Annotated in this window: 23 protein-coding genes; 9 read left to right on the top strand and 14 right to left on the bottom strand. The window is 53.5% G+C overall.

What is annotated here, in order from left to right:
* Positions 1–3 precede the first annotated feature (3 nt).
* The 3 genes from AC6I8C_RS19145 (at position 4) to AC6I8C_RS19135 (ending at position 1,807) form a co-directional block, all read left to right on the top strand.
* On the top strand, positions 4–516 hold the full coding sequence (locus AC6I8C_RS19145; protein ID WP_497823433.1) for a hypothetical protein: 513 nt from the start codon (positions 4–6) through the stop codon (positions 514–516).
* Positions 517–959: 443 nt separating this feature from the next.
* The gene (locus tag AC6I8C_RS19140; RefSeq protein WP_061703271.1) at positions 960–1,340 is read left to right on the top strand and encodes a SecDF P1 head subdomain-containing protein; all 381 of its coding nucleotides are present in this window, start codon (positions 960–962) and stop codon (positions 1,338–1,340) included.
* A gap of 173 nt (positions 1,341–1,513) precedes the next feature.
* The gene (locus AC6I8C_RS19135) at positions 1,514–1,807 is read left to right on the top strand and encodes a hypothetical protein (protein ID WP_497823432.1); all 294 of its coding nucleotides are present in this window, start codon (positions 1,514–1,516) and stop codon (positions 1,805–1,807) included.
* A 594-nt stretch (positions 1,808–2,401) separates the two neighbouring features.
* On the opposite strand, the gene AC6I8C_RS19130 is transcribed toward AC6I8C_RS19135, so the two are convergent.
* A complete protein-coding gene (locus tag AC6I8C_RS19130; protein ID WP_497823431.1) occupies positions 2,402–3,640 on the bottom strand; it encodes a tyrosine-type recombinase/integrase in 1,239 nt (412 codons plus the stop codon).
* Between the two features lie 214 nt (positions 3,641–3,854).
* Between AC6I8C_RS19130 and AC6I8C_RS19125 the strand changes: the two genes are divergently transcribed.
* Entirely contained in the window at positions 3,855–4,070 is a 216-nt protein-coding gene (locus AC6I8C_RS19125; RefSeq protein ID WP_497823430.1) for a YdgH/BhsA/McbA-like domain containing protein, read from the top strand.
* Positions 4,071–4,133: 63 nt separating this feature from the next.
* Here AC6I8C_RS19125 and AC6I8C_RS19120 read toward each other — a convergent pair whose 3' ends face one another.
* The 4 genes from AC6I8C_RS19120 to pdxR all read right to left on the bottom strand — a co-directional run bounded on the left by AC6I8C_RS19120 (position 4,134) and on the right by pdxR (position 9,284).
* Positions 4,134–5,336 (bottom strand): MFS transporter, encoded by a 1,203-nt coding sequence (locus AC6I8C_RS19120; RefSeq protein WP_497823429.1) that lies wholly within the window; start codon positions 5,334–5,336, stop codon positions 4,134–4,136.
* 165 nt (positions 5,337–5,501) lie between these two features.
* The gene (locus AC6I8C_RS19115) at positions 5,502–6,242 is read right to left on the bottom strand and encodes a nitroreductase family protein (protein WP_497823428.1); all 741 of its coding nucleotides are present in this window, start codon (positions 6,240–6,242) and stop codon (positions 5,502–5,504) included.
* 83 nt (positions 6,243–6,325) lie between these two features.
* Complete coding sequence (locus AC6I8C_RS19110; protein ID WP_497823427.1) at positions 6,326–7,702, bottom strand: glycoside hydrolase family 10-like protein; 1,377 nt, start codon at positions 7,700–7,702, stop codon at positions 6,326–6,328.
* Between the two features lie 91 nt (positions 7,703–7,793).
* Positions 7,794–9,284, bottom strand: a complete 1,491-nt coding sequence (gene pdxR, locus AC6I8C_RS19105; protein WP_497823426.1) for a MocR-like pyridoxine biosynthesis transcription factor PdxR — start codon at positions 9,282–9,284, stop codon at positions 7,794–7,796.
* Between the two features lie 110 nt (positions 9,285–9,394).
* Between pdxR and gabT the strand changes: the two genes are divergently transcribed.
* Both gabT and gabP read left to right on the top strand, forming a co-directional pair.
* Positions 9,395–10,681: a 4-aminobutyrate--2-oxoglutarate transaminase gene (gene gabT, locus AC6I8C_RS19100; protein ID WP_497823425.1), complete on the top strand. Its 1,287-nt coding sequence runs from the start codon at positions 9,395–9,397 to the stop codon at positions 10,679–10,681.
* A 76-nt stretch (positions 10,682–10,757) separates the two neighbouring features.
* The gene (gabP, locus tag AC6I8C_RS19095; protein ID WP_497823424.1) at positions 10,758–12,176 is read left to right on the top strand and encodes a GABA permease; all 1,419 of its coding nucleotides are present in this window, start codon (positions 10,758–10,760) and stop codon (positions 12,174–12,176) included.
* Between the two features lie 328 nt (positions 12,177–12,504).
* On the opposite strand, the gene AC6I8C_RS19090 is transcribed toward gabP, so the two are convergent.
* The 3 genes from AC6I8C_RS19090 to AC6I8C_RS19080 all read right to left on the bottom strand — a co-directional run bounded on the left by AC6I8C_RS19090 (position 12,505) and on the right by AC6I8C_RS19080 (position 14,528).
* On the bottom strand, positions 12,505–12,807 hold the full coding sequence (locus AC6I8C_RS19090) for a YmdA family protein (RefSeq protein ID WP_497823423.1): 303 nt from the start codon (positions 12,805–12,807) through the stop codon (positions 12,505–12,507).
* Between the two features lie 383 nt (positions 12,808–13,190).
* Positions 13,191–13,610: a bleomycin resistance protein gene (locus AC6I8C_RS19085; RefSeq protein WP_497823422.1), complete on the bottom strand. Its 420-nt coding sequence runs from the start codon at positions 13,608–13,610 to the stop codon at positions 13,191–13,193.
* 36 nt (positions 13,611–13,646) lie between these two features.
* Entirely contained in the window at positions 13,647–14,528 is an 882-nt protein-coding gene (locus AC6I8C_RS19080; RefSeq protein ID WP_497823421.1) for a LysR family transcriptional regulator, read from the bottom strand.
* A gap of 146 nt (positions 14,529–14,674) precedes the next feature.
* Here AC6I8C_RS19080 and AC6I8C_RS19075 point away from each other — a divergent pair, with 146 nt between their 5' ends.
* Positions 14,675–15,526: a Vmh family MBL fold metallo-hydrolase gene (locus AC6I8C_RS19075; RefSeq protein ID WP_497823420.1), complete on the top strand. Its 852-nt coding sequence runs from the start codon at positions 14,675–14,677 to the stop codon at positions 15,524–15,526.
* Between the two features lie 93 nt (positions 15,527–15,619).
* On the opposite strand, the gene AC6I8C_RS19070 is transcribed toward AC6I8C_RS19075, so the two are convergent.
* From AC6I8C_RS19070 to AC6I8C_RS19055, 4 genes are all read right to left on the bottom strand, one after another.
* Positions 15,620–16,291: a hypothetical protein gene (locus AC6I8C_RS19070; protein ID WP_497823419.1), complete on the bottom strand. Its 672-nt coding sequence runs from the start codon at positions 16,289–16,291 to the stop codon at positions 15,620–15,622.
* A gap of 210 nt (positions 16,292–16,501) precedes the next feature.
* The gene (locus AC6I8C_RS19065) at positions 16,502–16,816 is read right to left on the bottom strand and encodes a helix-turn-helix domain-containing protein (RefSeq protein WP_497823418.1); all 315 of its coding nucleotides are present in this window, start codon (positions 16,814–16,816) and stop codon (positions 16,502–16,504) included.
* On the bottom strand, positions 16,809–17,153 hold the full coding sequence (locus AC6I8C_RS19060) for a toxin (protein ID WP_497823417.1): 345 nt from the start codon (positions 17,151–17,153) through the stop codon (positions 16,809–16,811). The genes AC6I8C_RS19065 and AC6I8C_RS19060 overlap by 8 nt, the downstream gene beginning before the upstream one ends.
* A 90-nt stretch (positions 17,154–17,243) precedes the next feature.
* Positions 17,244–18,146, bottom strand: coding sequence for a LysR family transcriptional regulator (locus AC6I8C_RS19055; RefSeq protein WP_497823416.1), 903 nt, complete (start codon positions 18,144–18,146; stop codon positions 17,244–17,246).
* A gap of 97 nt (positions 18,147–18,243) precedes the next feature.
* Here AC6I8C_RS19055 and AC6I8C_RS19050 point away from each other — a divergent pair, with 97 nt between their 5' ends.
* Entirely contained in the window at positions 18,244–19,302 is a 1,059-nt protein-coding gene (locus tag AC6I8C_RS19050; protein WP_497823415.1) for an SDR family oxidoreductase, read from the top strand.
* Positions 19,303–19,351: 49 nt separating this feature from the next.
* Here the strand turns inward: AC6I8C_RS19050 and rluF are convergent, their stop codons facing one another.
* Positions 19,352–20,230, bottom strand: coding sequence for a 23S rRNA pseudouridine(2604) synthase RluF (gene rluF, locus AC6I8C_RS19045; protein ID WP_497823414.1), 879 nt, complete (start codon positions 20,228–20,230; stop codon positions 19,352–19,354).
* Between the two features lie 103 nt (positions 20,231–20,333).
* Entirely contained in the window at positions 20,334–20,804 is a 471-nt protein-coding gene (locus AC6I8C_RS19040) for a GNAT family N-acetyltransferase (RefSeq protein ID WP_497823413.1), read from the bottom strand.
* A 322-nt stretch (positions 20,805–21,126) separates the two neighbouring features.
* Between AC6I8C_RS19040 and sfnG the strand changes: the two genes are divergently transcribed.
* Positions 21,127–22,215 (top strand): dimethylsulfone monooxygenase SfnG, encoded by a 1,089-nt coding sequence (gene sfnG / locus AC6I8C_RS19035; RefSeq protein WP_497823412.1) that lies wholly within the window; start codon positions 21,127–21,129, stop codon positions 22,213–22,215.
* Positions 22,216–22,277 lie beyond the last annotated feature (62 nt).

Genomic DNA, 22,277 nt, shown 5'->3' with positions numbered 1-22,277 from the left:
AAAATGAAATTACTTCCCATAGCATTCTCAGTAGCAATATTATTTGTGTGCACTCCGGTCGCAGCTAAAGACGAATTCAAACCTGTAGGCGATCCGGTAAGTCGTTCCGTTGATCTGGTTTTCAGAGAGAATCCTGAATTAATGTTCAGGCTTACACCAAGGCCGGACCTGGAGGCTGGAGTCAATGTAGACAATAGCCCCGTAGCGTTTTTCAGTATTTCTGCAAAATCACCAATGAATTTAGGTATACGCTGGACCCCCAACTCCGGAATCATACAAAAAGACAATTTTTTTAATATAAAAATACCCGGTAAAAATAACCCAAAAAACCAGATCAAGCTTGGTATCACTGGCTATCATGGAATGACAGGATTTGAAACGGGAACTGGCCATTGGGCATTTTTATCAGAAGGTCCGGTAAAAGTATTCACAGGAATCATTACCATTGAGGGTGACCAATCTGTCACTGCTGATACGTACACGATTAGCCTGGATGCAGCGGCATTTGTTTCTTAGTGTTATCACATCCGGTACGATTAGTGTACTAATCGTACCGGTATTGTATTCCTAGCTATAAAACTGGTTCATTGTGATTAGATGTAAAAAGGTTTTTTGTCCCCGACGAGGCTCATCTCTTGGTTAACTTTCGGCTGGCATAATCGCAAGACCCTGAGCCTGCAGTGGCCTGAGCGTAAGACGTGCAGCAGCTTTTTAACCGCGGGGACAGACAAGGATTATAACGTTATCATTAAGCCTGACACGGCACACAACCATGACGACAGACGTAATGGGCATTAAGCAAAGACCTGTGGTCGCCAGCATAAGGCGGGGGAAGGCTTAATCACCAGCCTCATCTGGCGGCTTTGCTCTGCCCTGTATCAGCCAGGCTGCATGATAGTGTTCACATGCACCCTAATGGTTTTATAATAACTTTTTAATGCTCAAAATATGGATATTGCATGCTTAAATCCGCGCTCTTTCTCGCCGCCCTTCTCTTTCCTGTAGCCTCTGTCGCCGGGCCAGGTAGTTTTATATTTGAAGTAAATGGCACGAAGGAGACATACTCACCAGAATGCATAAAATCAATAAGTTACGTGGATAGTGATGAGATTGGTTCTGAGAATGTAAATTTCTCCCTAAGTGATGAGTGTGGGAAAATGCTCAATGTAACGACAAAGCAGAACATTGGTAAGAAGTTGTCTATTTATTACAAAGGCAATCTGCTTTCCAGCGCGAATATTGCCTCTGTACTCAGGAATAATTTCAGAATCTCCGGTAAAGAGATGCCACGCATGGTTCTGATGCAGCTTCTTTATGATTATGGGGTTAAGCATAATTAGTGGAAAGGTAGAGGAATTAAGCATGGACGAACGCGACAGGATTAACTTAGATTTTAGTCGTGAGATAAGTATTACCGGAGCTTTGGGCTGCAGTATCCGGGCGGCACTGGCACGATTAATCACAAGGAGAAAAAGCGGTGAGGTGGATTTTTTTATCTGGAATGTTATTTTCCATGACAGTAGTAGCAGAGGACCGCTCATTCGAAACGCCAGAGGTGAAATGCCTGAATGACCACACCATCCCATTCATAAAGTCGGAAATCCCGCCTAAAGAAATTGTTGATAGGGCCTATGTAATCTGCAGGCCAGAACTGGATGAATGGAAGAAATCGCTGGAACCGTTGCCTGATGAAATGAAGCAGCACATGCGCAAAGAGCTTTATGACTTCTACATAAGGATGATTGAAAAACGACGAAATTATGAAGTCAGCAAAGCTGCAAAAGCTTTTCATCGAGACAATCTTTAACGTCTCCGCGACTCAGGTCCTGAGGTCATTGATCGATGCCGTTTCCACGGAAATCAGACCTGATTTTACATAAGGAGGTTGAAAATAGCTTACAGACCGAGAACATGTCCCTTCTGCAATTTCTGGGGACCCCGCAAGCGCCCAGATGGGAAGTTTTCCTGCGATATGTGGGGGGCTTGAATGGAAGCCAGAGCAGGATAATCGAGACAAAGATAAACAATGAAGCCCCGCCATATCGGGGTTTTTTATTGCCTGAATCTGGCTTCAGTTTTTATTTCGTTCTGACAAATCATCCATGACGCTGACAACCTGCAGGCTAGCGCATAAGCATGGGTGACCGGGTAAATATGAGCGAAACAACATGACAGAGGTTTAGACAGAAATGATGCACAACCCAAAGATTGATATCCCAACGCTCTTGCAGTTGCCCTATCTGAGTCTTGACGAAGCGGCCCTGCTATTGCGCGTCGCCCCTCAGACTATACGCAAATGGGTATCAGTAAACGGGCGCACTAAGCGCCCTCATAATCCTGCATTTCCGGTACCGGTTCGCCGCAGCCGTCTGATCTTTCGCACCTGCGATATCATGCGCTATCACGAGGATAGCGCCAGCACAGATACTTTACCCTCACCATAAACCCACGCCATGACGCGTGCCCACCACAACGAATAGGCGCGCCGCTGTTCCTCGATATAACCATGCCGGTCGTAAACCTGCCAGACCCCCGGTAATTTGTGCCCCAGCATTATTTCCGCAATATGTGGTTCGGTCAGATCGGAAAGATTGGTGCGGGCTGTCCGGCGCAGATCATGTAATGTCCAGTGTTCCATTTCAATGCCGAAGTGGCGGTGTGCTGACCGCCTGATCCTTGGTGGAATATCGATCAGGGACGAGCGGGCTTGGGGAGCGTCACGCTGAATGTTCGCCATTGCAAAGCGGCTACGCGGTGACTGGTCGAACAGCTCCTTTAGCATTTTCTCTGCTTCCGGAATGATAGGCCTTACCAGCGGCCTGCGCGTTCGCTTACCCGTTTTATGATGCGTTGGCGGAACTGACCATAATTTTTTTTCAAAATCGAAATGAGCCTTTTCTGCATTTGAGAGTTCTCCCACCCGGCAACCAAACAGCAGGCACAACTTAGCCAGCAATTGAAACTTGGGGGCAAGCCTGCTGGCCTCCATTGCGCGGAAAATTGTCACGATTTCTTCAGCAGACAGAACACGTTCGCGCGGTGTCAGCGTGATCCCTAAATCTGCCAGACGCAAATCGCTTAACGGTGTGGTTTTTGTCAGCCGTCTGCGCATCGCCCAGTTATGGGCCTGCCTGGCATTCGTCAGCAACCGGATAGTTATAGCGGGTTTTTTACGCGCCAGGGGTTCCAGAACGTTTAGCCACATGTGTACAGGTGCATCCTCGTGGGGAACACTGCCTAAATGGGGGAAAACGTGTATTTCGAATGAACGCAAAACGTCATGATGTTCAGGCTTATTTGCAGCTCCGTATTTTTCCAGCCATGTCCTGATCACCCCTTCAACAGTCAGTGCGGAAAAAGCATCGTCACGTGCCTTGCGTTTCACTATGCGAGGATTACGGTTTTGTTCGAGCTCGCCACGCAGCCGGATGACCTCGTCCCGCGCCTCTTTTAAACTGGTCGCCGGGTATGTACCGATATCCACGCGCTCCCCTTTCCCATTCCATCGGTAACGGTACTGAAACGTGATCTTACCCTTGCAGGATACGCGGGCAGAAAGCCCGTCACGATCGGTCTTGACCTGCACTTTTTCGTATTCTTTGCCCAGCATTGAACGCAAGGCAGCATCTGATAGCGCCATGAATTTTGTTGTGTAATGGAGAAATTATGTACATCAGTATGTACACGAAAAGTAAGTAAGAAAAGGGAAAATATATGAATACTGAGGAACAGTATAAACAAAACATGACCGGTACTTTTTAGCTTTTTCTTGCTTTATCGGGTTGTTACCGACACATTCAGGAATGAGCGGAAATCGTCAGGAACAGTTACAGGCATATCTCAGGAATATGACCATGAAAAATGTAAAAGCACGTTCAATTGCCGCCCTCGCCGCTCTTTCCCTGATCTCATTTGGCAGCTTTGCCGAAAGCATTTCTGTCACCTCCTCTACACTGGATGGCGCAGAATCGAAAATCGCTGCTCAGGCGCAGGAACAGGGCGCACAGTACAAAATTACGGAAGCGAACACCAATAACCGTGTTCACATGACCGCAGAATTGTATAAATAACGGATGGTCGCAAACGGATTTGCCAGACTAGGCTGCCCAATGGGCAGCCTTTTTTGTGCCTGATCAGGCCAGACGGGTAGCAGGCGAGCTACCGGTACGCCACCATAAAATCAGCGCCGCCAGGGCTATCGCCCCGAGAACCGCAAAGGCAGTGCTGTAAGAATAACGTGCGGCGATTGATCCGGTCATGGCCGGACTCAGCGCAGCACCTGCGCCCTGCATCAGCATAATGACGCTCTGTCCGGCATTAACATGGCCGGTACCCCGCATCAGAGACACAATGTAACCTGGCACCGCCACGCCCAGAATCCCTGCCGCAATACCATCCAGAACCTGAACCGGAATGACAAAGAGCGGTTCGGCAAAGCCTGCCGCAATCACCGCGCGCAGCGGTAAAATCATCAGGGCGACCATGATAAACAGGCGATAGCCGTGCGTTTCCACCCGTTTAGAGACCCACAGCGCGACCGGGATCATCACCAGCTGGGAAATCACCACCGTTGCCGCAGCGTACAGACCCGGACTGACCGCCGCCTGTCCGCCTGCCGAGGCGACGCGCATGCTCAGCATCGGTAACAGCGCGGCATTGGCAAGATGAAACAGCAGCAGCGTTACGCCTGCAATCATCAGCGCTGGCTTACGCATCAGCATTGATAAGCTCAGCGCTGGCTGCCGCTCTTCATTCTGTTCATAGCCTCGCGCCACCTCGTTATCAATCTCATCACCGCGAATCGCCAGAGTGGCGAAGGCAGCAAAAATCGCCATTACCGTCATCAGAATAAAGACGGCACCCATGCCCCAGTACCAGGCTGAAAAACCCGCCAGCAACGCCGCAATCGTGTTACCGCCATGATTGAAGGCCTCATTGCGTCCCATCTGATGGTTGAAGCCGCGCTGTCCGGTCAGCCCCAGAGTGATACCCGCCACGGTCGGGCCGATAAACGCCGCAGCAATTCCCGCTACAATTTGCGAGACCATCGCGGTCCAGGTCTGATTGCTGTACCACAGCAGCAGCGTAGCAACGGTGATCACCAGACAACCCAGCAGCACAATCATTTTTTTATGGCGGGTCGCATCGGCAGCTATGCCTGCAGGCAGCGTGGCAAGGAGTCCGGCTATGCCGCCGCAGGTCATCACCAGACCGATTTCGTCGGGACGCCAGTGCCGTTCCGTCAGAAATATGCCCAGAAAAGGCCCGAGACCGTCTCGGACATCGGCCAGAAAAAAGCTCATTAAACAGAGCGCATAGAGTGAACGCTGAGACATGTTATTTCCCTGGAAGGTAAGTGTTATAGGCAGTAGCGCTTCGGTTAACTGGGAAATTATGTGTTACAAAGAAGAAAGTCACATTTCGTTATAGTAACAAAATGAAAAAGGCCACCCGTCACGCTGTACAGATGGCCTGTTACTTTTCACTTCGCGCAGGATAGGTTATTTATCTGTGCCGAAACCCTGTTTCAGCAGGGCGGGCAGTACGGCCGGGAAGTAGATGTTTTTATAGTAACCGCTGACGCTTTCGCTCCAGCTCTCACCGTCGTGACGACCGATGTTTTTCCAATGCTGAACCATTTCATCGTTATAGGCCGCAATCTGCTGCTCCAGCCCCTGCGTCTGATAGGTCTCATCATGGCGGAAGGTTGCCAGTGGCAGACGCGGTTTCTGATGAGCGGGTTCATCAACGTGACCGATGACCACACCGGCAACCGGGAAGGTCATTGGCGGCAGTTCCAGCAGTGAAATCATCGCCTGTGGATCGCGACGGATTCCGCCAATCGGCACAATGCCCAGACCTTCTGCACGCGCAGCGGCCATGACCGAGCCCAGTGCAATACCGATATCGGTAGAACCCGACACGATGCTCTCAATGCTCTGATGCGCGATCTGCTGCTGACCGACAGCGGCCATTCCCACCGCTGATTTATGCATATCCAGCACGAAGGTGATGAAGACCGGTGCTTTAGCAATCCACGGCTGACCGCCTGCAATGGCGGCGATCTCGGCGCGACGTCCTGCATCACGCGTGATCACCACTGAAACCTGCTGTGAGTTTACTGATGTCGGTGCGCGGTAAGCGGTACTGATAATCCGATCCAGCACCGCTTCATCGACAGGTTGCTCAGTGAAACTGCGTTCACTTTTATGACTTGTAAAAATATTAATCAGTTCGCTCATGGTTCCTCCCATATAAAGCGCAAGAATAGCAGTAAGTCACAGGGAAAAACTTAACCGCACTGGTCATGCTGTCGGGGCATTTTTCAGCCTCCCCAGCGGCTTTTAAGATAGCTCACCGCCTGCTGGGTCTGCGGCTGATTCAGATAGTTCTCTCTGAACAGAATGGTGCCATCAATGTTGGGGTTAGATTCATTCAGGTCGAGCTGCTTTTTCAGTTCAGGCACGCCACCCTGAAGCGTCCAGTCAGGTTCAATTTTCGATGGCTCGCCAACTTTGTAGAGCGCAAGTCCGATGTAGAGCCGGGTTTTAGTCGGTTTCACCACTTCTGCCCACCAGTTTGCCAGCACGTCGTAACGAGCAGCCTGACGGGAAAAAGGCCAGTAAAGTTGCGGGGCGATGTAATCCAGCAGACCCTGCTGCACCCAGCGGCGGGTATCCGCAAAGGCCTCATCGTACGCCGCAGCGCCTCGGGTATCGGAACCAGCAGGATCGTGCGACAAGTTGCGCCAGACGCCCGCCGGACTGACACCAAATTCAACCTCTGGCTTCAGCTGTTTGATAGTCCGTGACACCTGCTCAATCAGCTGCTGAGTATTATGACGTCGCCAGTCCGCTTTACCGTTAAAACCCTGTCCGTAGCGACTGAAGGTCTGATTATCGTTGAGCAGTGAACCTGCCGATTCGGCATAGAAGTAGTCATCGAACTGCACACCGTCAATGGGATAACGCGCCACCACCTCGGCCACAATGCTGGTAATCCAGTCACGCGCCTCAGGAATGCCCGGATCGAGCACATAGCGATCCCCTGCGGTGCGGATCCAGTCGCGGTGCAGCACAAAAACGCTGGCCGGATGCAGTGACAGCGTGCGGTTCAGTTCGCTGACGGTAGAGGGTTTGGTATTCACCGATACCCGGTAGGGATTAAACCAGGCGTGAACTTTGATGCCGCGCTTGTGCGCCTCATCCAGCATAAACTGCAGCGGATCATATCCCGGATCTTCACCGATTTTACCGGTCAGCATATCGGACCAGGGCAGGATTTTTGAGGGCCAGAGCGCCGTGGCATCCGGTTTCACCTGGAAAAACACCGTGTTAATCCCCAGACTCTTCAGCTTATCCATCTTATCGGTCAGGGATTGCTGCTGCAGGCGGATACGCTGCGCCGGACTGGTGCCATTCACCGACGCGACAGGTGGCCAGTCAAGACGTGACACCGTGGCTAACCAGACGCCCCGCATCGGTTGATTAGCCTGAGGCTGGGCTGGTTTGCCGGGCACAGGTAATGGCTGTTTCGTTACTGGCGGAAAAGGGGTCACCAGCGATTTCGGCGGTTCGGATGCGCAACTGACCAGCAATAACGCCGCAGCCAGCGCAGCGCCTCGCTTAATAGCCGCTCTGGCCTGTGCAGAAAAGGGATTAAGGGCGATGATAAACTCCAGTATTTTCTGGTCGGAACGCAAAGAGCTGTATTCTCGGTGACGCTGATGAAATGTCAATGCGTTAGCACAGCTCCAGCCCTGAAACGGCTGCCTTTTAACACCCCATGAACCGCTAACGCGGCGGACTAAAGACCATCCCTGCAGACATAAGACAGGCTTTGAGTGTGCCAAAGGCGTCCTGACATTGCCGCTCATTGACGCAGGCATATCCCAGCAGCAATCCACGAGCATCCTGCGGATGCATGTAGTATTGCGAAAGCGGCCGCACTTTGACCCCGCGTTTCAGCGCCTCCGCAGCTATCGCTACGTCATCCGCGCCCGCAGGCAGCGGCATCACCAGATGCAGTCCTGCTTCATGGTTGAATGCCGGCAAAAAGGCCGGTCCCAGATAGCGTTCAATCAGCCTGCAGAGAAACTGTCGCCGCTGACGATAAAGCAGGCGCATCCGGCGAATATGCTCCATGTAATGACCCAGCCGGATAAATTCCGCCAGCGCCCGCTGAATCAGCAGATGTCCGCCACGATAGAGTTCCGCTGCCGCAATGCGCAACGGCTGTGCCAGCGGTTTCGGCACCACCATGTAGCCAATACGCAGGGCGGGATAGAGTGTTTTACTGAATGTTCCCATGTAAATGACCGGTGCATCGGCTTCCAGTCCCTGCAGTGAGGGATGAGGCTGACCGGAAAAGCGAAACTCGCTGTCATAGTCATCTTCAACAATCCAGCTCTGATGACGGCGAGCCAGGGCGATCAATGCCTGACGACGCGCCAGGCTCAGGTGCACCCCCAGCGGATACTGATGAGAAGGCGTTACAAACACCATTTTAGGGGCCGGACCACTGTCCGGTACCAGGCCCTGCTCATCCACCGGCATCGCGCGAATCTTCAGACCATTCATGCGCAGCAGATTACGTGTTCCCCAGTAGCCCGGTTCCTCCATCCAGACCCGATCGCCGGGATCACATAACACCCGCGTCACCAGATCAACCGCCTGATGAACGCCTTCGGTAATCAGGATCTGGTCAGCATCGGCTCTTACTGAGCGAGCTACCCGCAGATAGTCCACCAGCGCATGGCGAAGGTCGGGACAGCCGCCGCCGCTGCTGTAGACCAGGCGGTGAACATCCGGTTCGCGGTTCAGCCGCGCCTGAATCTGGCTGAACAGCTTGTGGGGAAACTCGGTGACATCGGGCGCGCCGGGCACAAACGCGCCCCACTGCCAGGGCGATGCAGTGGCATGCCCCAGCAGACTGGCACCCCGCTTCGACAGCGTAGCGGGTCGTTGCGCCCTCACCGCCTGCAGATCGGCAATCGCATCACTTTGCAGAGCATTCTCCGGCAGCGTCTCGGCAATCCACGTACCGCTGCCGGTGCGCGCGGTGACATACCCTTGCGCCATCAGACTTTCATAGACATGCATTACCGTGTTTCGCGACACGCCAAGTTCCCGCGCTAGATCGCGGGTCGGCGGCAAACGGCTTCCGCGGGGAAACACCTCTTCAGCGATCGCGGCCTGCATACAGTTCAGCAGCCGCTGGTGTAATGAGCCGGTTCTTAAAAACTGTAACCGTGCTAATAGATGATCTGCGTACAAGAGTCGCAATTGGCTCCACCTTTCCTCTGACAATTGGCTCTGGCAACTCACCACGCCTCAGGCATAAATAAACGTGTTTGTCGGGAATTGTAAACACGCATATTAACGAGGTGGATGAAATGAGCGAAAATAATAACCTGATGCAGCAGCGCAAAGCACAGGCTCTCCCTAAAGGCATCGGTACGCTGTGCGACTGGTACGTTGCCCGGGCAGAAAACGCCACCTTATGGGATCAGGCCGGTAACAGCTGGATCGACTTCGCTGGCGGCATCGCGGTGCTGAACACCGGCCACCGTCATCCACGTATCGAACAGGCCATTGCCGATCAGTTAATCAAGTTTACCCATACCGCCTTCCAGATCACCCCCTACGAAAGCTACATCGCCCTGGCTGAGCGCATTAATCAGCGGGTGCCCATCGCCGGTCCGGCCAAAACGGCCTTCTTCACGACCGGCGCGGAAGCAGTGGAAAATGCGGTCAAAGTGGCGCGTGCCTATACCCGCCGTCACGGCATCATCACCTTTGGTAACGCGTTCCATGGCCGCACCTTTATGACGATGGCAATGACCGGCAAAGTGGCACCTTACAAGCGGGATTTCGGCCCGATGCCGCCGTCAGTTTTCCATGCACGCTATCCCAGCGCGGTTCAGGGGATCAGCATTGAGGCGGCACTGACCAGCCTCGACGAAATCTTTACCCAGGATATTGCCCCCCATGATGTAGCCGCGATCGTGCTGGAGCCGGTGCAGGGGGAAGGCGGATTCCATGCCGCACCCGCAGAATTTATGGTGCAGCTACGGGAGCTGGCTGACCGCCACGGCATTCTTTTGATTGCGGATGAGGTCCAGAGCGGATTTGCCCGTACCGGCAAGCTGTTCGCCATGGAGCACTATCCGGTGAAGGCCGATATCATCACCATGGCCAAAAGCCTGGCAGGCGGCATGCCGCTTTCCGCCATCGCCGGTCGCGCAGAGGTCATGGATGCGCCTGCGCCTGGGGGCCTGGGCGGAACCTACGCCGGTAACCCACTGGCTATCGCCTCAGCCCATGCGGTGCTGGATGTGATTGAAGAGGAGCAGCTCTGCCAGCGCGCCGTTGATCTCGGTGCCCGGCTTGAAGCTGAACTGCAGGAACATCAACGCAAACATCCGGACATTGCCGACGTGCGTGCGCTGGGTTCGATGGTGGCGATGGAGTTCTATCAGGCCAGCACCGCGCAGGCGGTTCAGAAGATGGCGATGGAACAGGGTCTGCTGCTGCTTACCTGCGGCGCCAAAGGTAACGTTATCCGCTTCCTCTACCCGCTCACTATTCCTGATGCCCAGTTCAGCCAGGCGCTGACCATTCTCTCCACGGTGATCGATCACTGTGTCGCATCTGCCGGAAACCCCGTCGTCCCGGCCTGATTTCGCTGGCGCGTTAACCCAAGTTCATCCCCGTTCGTCCGGCCACACAGGCCGGACGCCGCCTGGAGACGTTTACATGACGATGACTCAGAGTGCGAATAATGAAGATTCGCTGGCTCAAAACCTGAAACCGCGCCACGTGCGTATGCTCTCGATTGCTGGCGTGATCGGCGCAGGGCTGTTTGTCGGCTCCGGCCACGCGATTTCTGAAGCCGGTCCTGCGGTGCTGATCTCTTATGCCGCTGCCGGCGCGCTGGTGGTGCTGATTATGCGGATGCTGGCCGAGATGGCCGTCGCCTCTCCCGATTCCGGCTCATTTTCAACCTATGCGGATAAAGCGCTGGGCCGATGGGCCGGTTTTACCATCGGCTGGCTCTACTGGTGGTTCTGGGTGTTGGTGATCCCACTGGAAGCCAATGCAGCGGGGACAATTCTGCACGCCTGGTTCCCCGAAGTCGCCATCTGGCAATATACCTTTGCCATCACGTTACTGCTGACCATTACCAACCTGCTCAGCGTTAAAAATTATGGGGAGTTTGAGTTCTGGTTTGCGCTGATTAAGGTTGTGGCTATCATCCTGTTCCTGGGTGTGGCGGGTGCGGCAGTATTGGGTCTGCTGCCTGACAGCAACACCAGTGGCCTGTCGCATCTTTATGACACGCACGGGTTTATGCCGAACGGTATGGGTGCGGTTGTAGCAGCAATCCTGACCACGATGTTCTCTTTTATGGGTACCGAAATCGTCACCATTGCCGCTGCCGAGTCGAAGAATCCTGGCAAGCAGATTACCCAGGCAACTAACTCGGTTATCTGGCGCATTGCGCTGTTCTATCTGCTGTCGATTTTCTTTGTGGTGGCGCTGGTGCCGTGGAATACACCAGGCCTGGTCGAACAGGGCTCATGGCAGACGGTGCTGACGGCGATGAACATCCCGCATGCCCGGCTGATTGTCGACCTGGTGGTGCTGATGGCGGTGTGCAGCTGTCTTAACTCTGCACTCTACACCTCATCGCGCATGCTCTACTCCCTGTCACGCCGTAAAGATGCGCCTGCTTCGGCTTCACGCACTAATCGCAGCGGCACGCCGTGGGTTGCAGTGCTGCTTTCTACAGCGGCTGCGTTTCTGGCGGTGATCGCCAATTATCTTGCGCCAAGCGTGGTATTTGAATTTTTACTGGCGACCTCGGGGGCGATTGCGCTGCTGGTCTATCTGGTGATTGCCGTATCGCATCTGGTGCTGCGTAAGAAGCGTGAAAAAGCCGGCGAAGTCCTGAGTTACCGGATGTGGTTATTCCCAGGCCTGACGTGGGTAACGATTCTGTTTATCACGACCGTACTGGTGATCATGTTGTTTGACGCGAAACATCAGGCTGAATTACTGGCAACCGGCGGATTAACGCTGCTGATCATTACCACCAGCCTGGTTCTGCGTCGTAAAAAGGAGAAGCGTCAGACCACGAAGTACTTTACTCAGCGTTCTTCTGATCCTTCGTGATTTCCGGATGTTTTTTGTAAAACTAAAAAATGCCCACCTTTAGCAATAAAGGTGGGCATTTATCTTTTTCCATCCGCGAGCCGGCATAACGCTTAATAACACATAAGATAAAAGAGGTTTAATAAATCGCCTGTATCATCAGCCTGCACCGTAGAATTCACTCACCCGAATCTCCTGGTCAAGGTGCAGCTCATTGTTTCTTGCTGTATATCTGTACGGAAGATTAAACCTTATTATGTGAGGGGCGTTATACTTGACTCACTCTCTGCGAGTTATGACCTGCAACGCGCTGGATTTTTCAGGTAAACACTAAAATCGGTTATGGGAATCAGAGATAGCTTACCTCAATAATTCCTTTCGATTTCTCAGGGTTAAACCAGTGCATTTTTACTTCTACAGGCAAGCCAGTCAGGGATTCAGGATTAATCACGTCAGCAGTCGTGACGACAGCCTTGCCACGAGCGGGATCATAGCAGTCAAACACAACAGGATTCTGCCCGATATTGATATTACACGAACCGTTCGTTATGGCTCCCCTGAAGATGATAGTGCCTGATTGTGAGTCTGCACGCGCTGGAACAGCCAGGGTCATCAGCAGCAAACTTAAACAGGTCGTTAATAAGAATTTCATTGGTTGTCCTCCTGAGTATGTAATATCCGTTATCGGCTCACATCCTCAAAAATTAAGTGCTGAGTAAGAGAAGAAATGTAAATTTTCGAACACCTGGCCCAATGAAATCCGCAATGAAACGATTGTTAAGAATTATCCTAATTCAGCGAGGCTACGTGAGTGTAGTTCATCGTTAGAAAAAATCATAGTTGCAATATTTTCTTCAGAACAGTTGAGCAAAAATGAGACTCGCAGAGACTTTCATTCTTTTTCAACAGAAAAGCTTTTGTCAGTATCAAAATCTTTTAATTAATATGCATGAACGTTCAAAATAAAATACGGCACGTATTTACTTGAGGCACAATGGCGTTATCAACGCGAATAGTACCGAAAACACTTCTGGCTTATTCCAGATACTGGCTGAAGCGCAGCAGATAACCGTCCGGATCCTGTACCAGAAACTCCCGCTGGCAGGCGGTTGTCCCGTCAGTTTCGTAATGATTATCCCGTAGCGCCCGATAGAGCGGAACGACGTACTGCTGTAAACGCGTCAGCACAGGTTCAATGTCATCGACTTCGATCTGGAAATTAATGCCCCGCCCCAGTGGCCTCTCCAGTTCAGCTGTGTTCCAGCCCTGCGGGTGATACTGCTCAATCATCAATTGCGCCTCACCATAACAGAGGTATGCGAAGTCAGGATTCTGACGCTGGATCCGCACGTCAAAGCCCAGCACAACGGTGTAAAAATGCAGCGAAACGGCAAAGTCAGTAACGGTCAGTTCTGGCACCATAGGGTTCCAGTACCGTTGTTGATCATCATTCATAAACATCTCCATCAGTATCCGTGTGACATCCTCTCATCACCGGCCCTGGATGCTGTTTTGCAGTTCATCCAGCATCAGACGCAGCGCGGCAGACTGGTGCTCACGCGACAGGTAAAGCCCCCAGATGCCAATGCGCTGCGGCTCAAAATCGGGCAATAACTCAACCAGCTTTCCCGCTTCAAGCGCATGGCGTGCTTCCAGTTCAGGCACCATCGCTATCCCGCAATCTGCAATCGCTGCATCACATAACAGTGACGAGATACCCGCACTGAAATTCCCTTTAACGGCGACAGAGATTTTCTCTCTACCTGCCGCGGTGAAATGCCAGCTCTGTCCGGCAAAACGACTGTAGTAGAGGCAGTTGTGCTGCGTCAGTTCGCCAGGCAATTGCGGGGTGCCTCGCATCTGGAGATAGCCGGGTGAGGCGCAAAGTACCGAGCGACATTCCCCAAGGCGGCGTGCGATAGCGCCCGGCTCTGGTGCATCAGTGATGCGAATAGCAAGGTCGATGCGCTCTCCAATCAAACTCACCGGCTGATTGTTAATTTCCAGTTCGATGCGCAGTGCCGGATAACGATCAAGAAAATCGGGGATCACCGGACCGACAAGATGAAGTGCTGTAAAGTGCGCGCAGGCGATGCGTAACGTTCCGGCCGGAACGCCCTGCGTGTTCTCCTGCTGGATTGCCTCTGAAAGCAGGGCCAGCTGACGGGTCTTTTGCAGAATCGCCTCACCGGCAGGCGTCAGAGTCAGCCGGCGCGACGAGCGATGCAGCAGACGCGTTCCCGCCCACTTTTCCATCTCCTCCAGATAACGGCTGACCATCGGCCGTGAGATCCCCAGCGCACGAGAAGCAGCACTCAGGCTGCCCAGCTCACATATCCGGTTAAAAACGGCAGCTGCCGTCACTCTGTCCATCCCGCTCACCTGTTCGGATTATGAAACTCAGCATCTCTGATTTCGGGAATTCTAACAGATAGCCAGATGGGTAGAATAGCGCTACTGATTCTGAACATCGCCCGATACACCTGCCTGAATCAGGCATTTATCTCTGAGGAATATTTATGAAAACGGTTCTGTTACCTGTGATGCTTGTTCTGGCCTCCGCCTCCGCCAGCGCAGCCACGCTGCAACTGGAAACCTATAATCCGCAGGAGAAGGGTATTTTTGCCGTCTCCTCAACTTTGGTCTCCGGGCCAACCGAAGCGATTCTGTTTGATGCCCAGTTCAGCACCCAGGATGGTGAGAAACTGGTGGAGATGATTAAAAATAGCGGTAAAAAGCTGAAGGAGATTGTGATCACCTCTGGCGATCCCGATTTCTACTTCGGTCTGGAGCCGATTGTTAAAGCCTGGCCGGACGTCAAGGTTGTTGCCGCACCTGCAGTAGTGAAGCATATCCAGCAGACACATGACGCCAAGCTGAAATACTGGGGCCCTCAGATGAAACAGGGCGCCCCGGATAAGGTCTTTGTGCCAGAAGTTACGCATCAGGCCCGCTTCAGCGTGGATGGCGAGGCGCTGGAACTGCGTCATCCTGATCACTATGCTGCATATATCTGGATCCCCTCAGTGAGCACCATTCTGGGCGGTACAGCCCTTTCCTCTGGCATCCACGTCTGGACGGCTGACACTCAGACCGTTAAGAGCCGCAGTGAGTGGCGACATATCCTCTCAGAAATGCAGACGCTCAATGCGAAAAATGTTATTCCGGGACACTATCTGGGTGCGCGTCCAGCCAGTTCGCAGGCTGTGGATTTCACCCTGAATTATCTGAAGAGTTTTGAAGCGGCGCTGTCAGAACACAAAACCTCAGCAGAGGTGATTGCCGCCATGAACACCGCCTGGCCAGAACTGGCTGAGCCGGCTTCACTGGAACTCAGCGCGAAGGTGAATACCGGCGAGATGAAGTGGTAAACCTGCAGAGAGGTCCGCTAACGACAGAGTGAGCTGCCTTTCAGCGACCATTCTGTGCGGATGCCAGTGGCTGCGAGTAAAGATGACCAGGCGCTATCTTTTCGCCAGATAGCGCCTGTCGTCACGCGCCTGCAACCGTGCCTCTGCCGGTGTGGGAAAGATGTAGTGAAACAGATCGCGGTAAAAACTCAGGTGCTTCAGTAATCCATCCAGAATGGCTTTACGGATGTCTTTAATCAGGAATTCCTGAGTGGTATTGAAGTTAGCCATACTGAAAAAGGTTTTGTCATAGACGTTGACCACCCCTTCCCATTTCATCACCTGCTCTTCCGGAGACGCGCCTTCCGAGGCGACAAACATCCCTTTATGGGATTTCACTCCCTGCTTACTGACATAGGTGGTTAACGCGTCATAGCCGCGCTTGTTGCGCCAGCGACAGAATTCATAAGGCACATCGTAATGTGGCAGTACAAAGTCCGGGCTGCGAAAATGTTCATCGCCGATCAATCCATCCAGGGTAACTGTGAAATGAAGGAAGTCCTGCAGGAAGTCGAACTGACGGGTTTTGGTCAGCATGACATTAATGGTGTAGTGACCAGCCTGCACATACCAGTAATTGGTAAAGCCGGTCACCAGAATACAGAACGCCTGCCAGTCACTGAGTCTTCTGTCGCCCGCCAGCCCCCTGAAACGGCTGATCATCATCCGTGATTTGGGATGCTGATACGCTTTCAGCAGCGGATCGTTCATACCTTTCAGTAACATCAGGCTTACTCCTTGATAGATTGCGCATATCCTGCCACGCCCTGATCAGGGTGAAAAGTGTCGTTGCTCTGAATGTGAGCCTTTCAAAATCTGGCTTATGGTGGGAAAAGCGCTTTCTGGTCAGGCGAAAGAGAAGGCTGTGTTAGCCCGCCGGACATCGGATGCCAGGCGCATATGTGAAAAAATGCGCCTGGCATCCGGACGTCGATATCAGATCTTAGCGAGGGTTTTAAGCGCTTCCGGGTTCTGTTGCACCATGCGAATTAATAAAACCGCCTGGGCATTAGGTCTGGCTCTGCCCTGTTCCCAGTTCTGATAAGTCGTCTCGCCAGTGTGAAGATAATGAGCAAAGACGGCCTGGGAGAGGTTGAGTTTTTCACGTACGTCACGCAGCTCTTGCGGCGCAATGGTCATAGGGGCGCGCTTAGTAACCTTATGACTCTTCAGGGTGATTTTGCCCTCCTGATGATCCTTAAGCTCCTGCATACCCGTCATCAGTTCACTGAAAATATCGCGTTCAGTCATGTCTCAACCCTTTTTTGATCACATTCAACGCAGTCGCAAGGGCATCACGTTGTTGCTTCGTTAGATCGTCGCGTTGATCTTTATCGTAGAGGGTAAGCAGGATGAATTGGCCTTGTTCGTCCATCCAGTAATAGATAACTCTGATGCCACCTCTGGCACCCTTGTGCCGGCGCTCATTCCTGTAACGAACCTTACGCAGTCCACCGGTATCCGGTATCACGTCACCCTTTTCAGGGTCAGCCAGCAACATGTTTTGAAATCGCCGATACTGATCATCACTCAGATAGCCAGCCCGGTATTTCTGAAAGCTGGAAAGCGCAATGAATAATGCGTCCATGTACAGTATATTCCCTATCCCCGGGCTGGGGATATTTCATCCTTAAGTTGGGGACACTTCAAACAGAGTCTTTTCTTTTTCCAGCGCCCATCAACTGACGTTTTGCCCTGCTACCCGCACCACCTCACTCAACCGCCCGACCAGCTTACGGACCTTATCTGGAATAAAACGGGCATCCGGGAACACGGCATAAAGATACCGGTCGGGCAGTCGCCAGTCCGGTAACACCCGCACCAGTCGGCCGGAGGCCAGCGCCTCTGCGCCTGGCAACGTCTGTAAGCCGCCGATCCCGAGGCCGGCTTCAAGGGCCTGCATCAAGGCATCGCTGTTATTAGACCGAAACACGCTTTCCACCGGGACCGAGACCTTCGCGGTCGCAGAGATCAGTTGCAGCGGCGCATCAGTCGCTATACCGCTAAAACGTATATGTGGATGGCGCATAAGGTCATCGGGTGTCTGCGGCGGATCGTTGCGCGCTATCCACTCAGGGGAAGCCACCAGCACGGTTTCAACCGTGGCCAGCGAACGCGCAGCCAGCGTGGCAGGTGGCGACTCGCTGAGACGGATGGCCACATCAACGCCCTCCGCAACGAGATCCGACAGGCGATCCTCCAGCGCTATATTCAGACGCAGCGCTGGATGCGCCTGCTGGAAAGCGATCAGATGCGGCATCAGTCGCTGACCGATGCCGCTCGGCAACTGAATATGCACTCTGCCGTGAAGCGGCTGCGAGCCGGGCCGCAATTGCTGCTCCAGTTCATCCATCGCACCAAGCAGTTGCCTGACCTGTTGCAGATAATGCTGACCCGACTCCGTTAACGCCATGGTTCGCGTGGTGCGATGTAGCAGCACCACGCCCAGCGCCTCCTCCAGCGCGGCAATCTGCTGGCTGACAGCCGACTGCTTCATGCCGTTTTGTCGTGCTGCCGCCGAAAAGGAACCCGCTTCCGCCACCCTGACGAAGGTCTGAATCGCAGTCAGTTTGTTCTGCATTTATTGATTTTCCTGATAAGTGATATCCGGTTTAGGGGATTTAATCAGAATTTGACGCAGGTGAGAATGCGGCTTCTTTCTTAACCGGATAGCGATCATGAAAACAACTCAGGGTAAAAAAGTTGCGCTGGTAGCAGGTGCCAGTGGAATTGTGGGTCAGCAACTGACTCAGGCGCTGGTCGCAGACCAGTGGCAGGTAATAGCGCTGAGTCATCGCTCAGGGTCTGCCACAGGCGGCATAGAGACGATTGCGGTGGATCTGCGCGATCGGCTGCAAAGCCAGCAACGGCTGGCATCACTCACCGACGTTACGCATATCTTCTACAGCGCCTGGCTCAATGCTGCTGACTGGGCAGCGATGGTCGGACCCAATCTCACTATGTTGCAGAATCTGGTTCAGGCCATGGAGGATGTCGCCCCGCTTGAGCATGTCAGTCTGATGCAGGGATACAAGGTGTATGGCGCACATCTGGGCCGATTCAAAACCCCGGCGCGGGAAAGCGATCCTGGCGTGCCGGGGGCCGAGTTCAACGCCGCACAGCTGAACTGGCTGAGCGCACACCAGCAGAGTAAAGCCTGGCACTGGAGTGCGCTGCGCCCTGGCGTCGTTGGCAGTGACCGGCATGGCAACAGCATGAATCTGGCGCTGAGTCTGGCGCTCTATGCATCGATCTGTCGCGCGGCGCGGCTCCCTCTGCGCTTCCCGGGTTCGCCGGAAACCTGGCACAGCATGGTCGATTTTACCGATGCAGAACTGCTGGCCGAGGCCACCCTCTGGGCTTCGCGCAGCGCTAACGCGCGTAATCAGACGTTCAATATTAACAATGGCGATCTCTGGCGCTGGAGTGAGCTGTGGCCGGTGATTGCAGCGTGGTTCGAACTGGAGATTGCCCCGCCGGTTTCGCTGTCATTCCGGCAGATGTTTCAGGATTATCGTGCGCTGTGGCGGCAAATCGCCGTGGAGCACGCCTTAACTGAAGCGGATATTCTGGCTCTCAGTGACGGTGCTTTCGCTGATTTTGTTTTCGGCTGGAATTACGACATGTTTGGCGACGGCAGTAAGCTGCGGCGGGCAGGCTTTCACGGTTATCGCGCGACGGATGAGATGTTCTGCGATCTGTTTGCCCGCTTTCGGGCAGCTCACGTTATTCCGTGATGCTCCCGGTGCTGAGAGCGAGAATATCGCTCTCTGCATCGGGCTGGGTTTAGCGCCCTTTCTTCTTCCGTCCCGGCTGGACAAAGCGCTTGCGCGAGGCACCAGCCGCATCCGCTTTCTCAGCCGGTTTCGCGGCACTTTTCTGCGGTTTCTTAGGGGCAGCTGCTTTAGCCGGAGCTTTGGCTTTTTTCGCGGGTTTATCTTCTGAAGAGGAGTTCTCCAGCAGTTTAAACAGCTCAACGAGTTCGTCGTCGGTGAGGTCGCGCCATTCGCCCAGCGGCAAACCCTTGAGATTGATGTTCATGATGCGGGTGCGCTCAAGCTTCGTCACTTCAAAGCCGAAATGCTTACACATGCGACGGATCTGGCGATTCAGACCCTGAACCAGCGTAATACGGAAGACAAACGGCGCTTCCTTTTTCACTTTGCACTTTTTGGTCACCGTGCCCAGCATCGGCACGCCCGCGCTCATCCCGGCAATAAATTCATCGGTGATCGGCTTGTCGACAGTAACAACATACTCTTTTTCATGATTGTTACCGGCGCGCAGGATTTTGTTGACCAGGTCGCCGTGGTTGGTCAGGAAAATCAGGCCCTGGGAATCTTTGTCGAGGCGGCCTATCGGGAAGACGCGCTTGCTGTGATTGACGAAGTCGCTGATGTTATCGCGCTCGCCCTCTTCCATGGTGGTGATGATCCCCACCGGCTTATTCAGGGCAATCAGCACCAGGTCGTCTTCATCGCGCGGTTCAATCAGCTGACCATTCACCTTCACCACATCGCCTGCAAATACCTGCGCGCCCACAGAGGCGCGTTTGCCGTTAATGAAAACGTTGCCCTGCTCGATGTAACGATCGGCGTCACGACGGGAGCAGATACCGCTCTCGCTGATGTATTTATTAAGACGTGTTGATGAGCCAGTCAGCATGATTCCTCCAAAAAACGCGGACTATACCTTACCGGCGGGGGCTTGCGAAGTCTTTGCACGGGAAACTTTTGCCCCACTTCGCCAGCCTTGCGGCAGCGGGCATTCACAGCTCAATCGCCATCTCAATACAACGCAACGCGCAGCCCGCCAGCTTTGACGGATAGAGACTTTCTCCCAGCGCGCGGAAGCCATGCTGCTCATAGAAGCTCACGGCGTTCGGCGTCGATGCAAGGGTCAACTGACGGTAGCCACGCTGCCGCGCCTCCGCTTTGAGGGTATCAATGATCAGGCCAGCCATTCCCTGTCCGGTGAAATCGGGCAGCGTAAAAATGGCTTCGACACTGGCGGCGGCGAGATCCAGCGATCCGGTAGCGACCGGCACACCGGCCGGGCCATCAATCACGAAAAAGGGATTAACGCGGATCATCGCGGGAAAGCTGGCAGGCATGCGGTCTGGCGTCCAGGCGACAATCACATCGGGTGGATAGACCTGCTCACAGCCGTAACGAATGGCCTGATTTCGGATGTTCCATAAAGTATGCGCCTCTTCAGGCGATGCCTGTCTGACTATCATGCTCCCCTCCGGCTGTGATCGCGTCGCGTTTCGCTACGTTATCACAGCACGTCCCGCAGAACTGACATTCTGGCCCTGTTGCCGTCGATAACCTGATGGCAGGTATTCAACGTTCACCGATCCATTCAGGCATCGCTGCTGCATTGGCAACCCGGTTGTCTCAGCCGTGCCGCATTTGCAACACATCTGGCTCGCCTCAAGCTGTTTACTCCTTTAAAAACAGTCGCTTAATTTATGGCACGGTTAATGCTTATCTTTCTTTTATATCGGAAAGTTTGGAAAAAATTAGCGCCCCATTAATTTAGCTATATAAGGAGAGACTATGTCCGCTTCACAGCCTTTACAGTTCGCCTACTGGGTTCCGAATGTCTCAGGCGGATTGGTGATCAGTCAGATAGAGCAGCGAACCCGCTGGGATGCTGCCTACAACCGTAAACTGGCGCAGATCGCCGAACAGGCGGGTTTTGATTATGCGCTGACGCAGATCCGGTTTACTGCCGGGTATGGCGCAGACAATCAGCATGAATCCGTCACCTTCTCGCAGGACCTGCTCAGTCACACCTCGAAGTTAAAAGTGATCGCCGCGCTGCTGCCTGGCCCGTGGAATCCGGTATTAGCGGCAAAGCAGATCGCCACCATCAGCCATCTCTATGGGCCACGTATCGCCGTTAACATCGTCAGCGGCTGGTTCCGGGGCGAATTCAAAGCGATTGGTGAACCCTGGCTCGATCACGAAGAGCGCTATCTGCGTTCGGAAGAGTTTATTCGCTGCCTGCAAGGCATCTGGCGCGAAGAGAGTTTTACTTTTGCGGGTGATTTTTATCGCTTTCGCGATTACGCCATGAAACCCAAGCCGTTGTCTCCGTTACCGGAAATTTTCCAGGGCGGCAGTTCACGTGCGGCGCGCGACATGGCTTCCCGGGTGTCAGACTGGTATTTCACTAATGGAAATACGCCGGACGGCGTCCGTCTGCAGATTGCGGATATCCGTGAAAAAGCGACTCGCAATCAACATCAGGTCAGAATAGGACTGAATGGATTTGTGATTGCGCGGGAGAGTGAACAGCAGGCGCAGGCGGTGCTTCAGGAGATCATCAGCAAAGCCAACCCGGATGCGGTGAAAGGCTTCCAGCATGAGGTCAAAAATGCAGGCAGTGCTTCACCCGAAGGTGAAGGCAACTGGGCGAAATCGTCGTTTGAAGATCTGGTGCAGTACAACGACGGCTTCAAAACCAATCTGATTGGCACCCCCCAGCAGATTGCTGAACGGATTTTCGAACTGAAGCAGGCCGGTGTCGATCTGCTGCTGCTGGCGTTTCTGCACTTTCACGAAGAGGTAGAGTTCTTTGGCCGCGAAGTGATACCGCGCGTTCGTGAACTGGAGGCGCAGGCGGCACTGATCGAAGCGTGAAAACCGTACGCCAGGGCGCGTTTAACGCTCTGCCGCCCCGGCGTAATGAATAACACGCTGTG

Source organism: Pantoea sp. X-Soil-YNGN-844, assembly GCF_059730595.1.
Note: the sequence above shows the minus strand (reverse complement) of the source record. Positions and strands in the feature narration are given on the sequence as shown.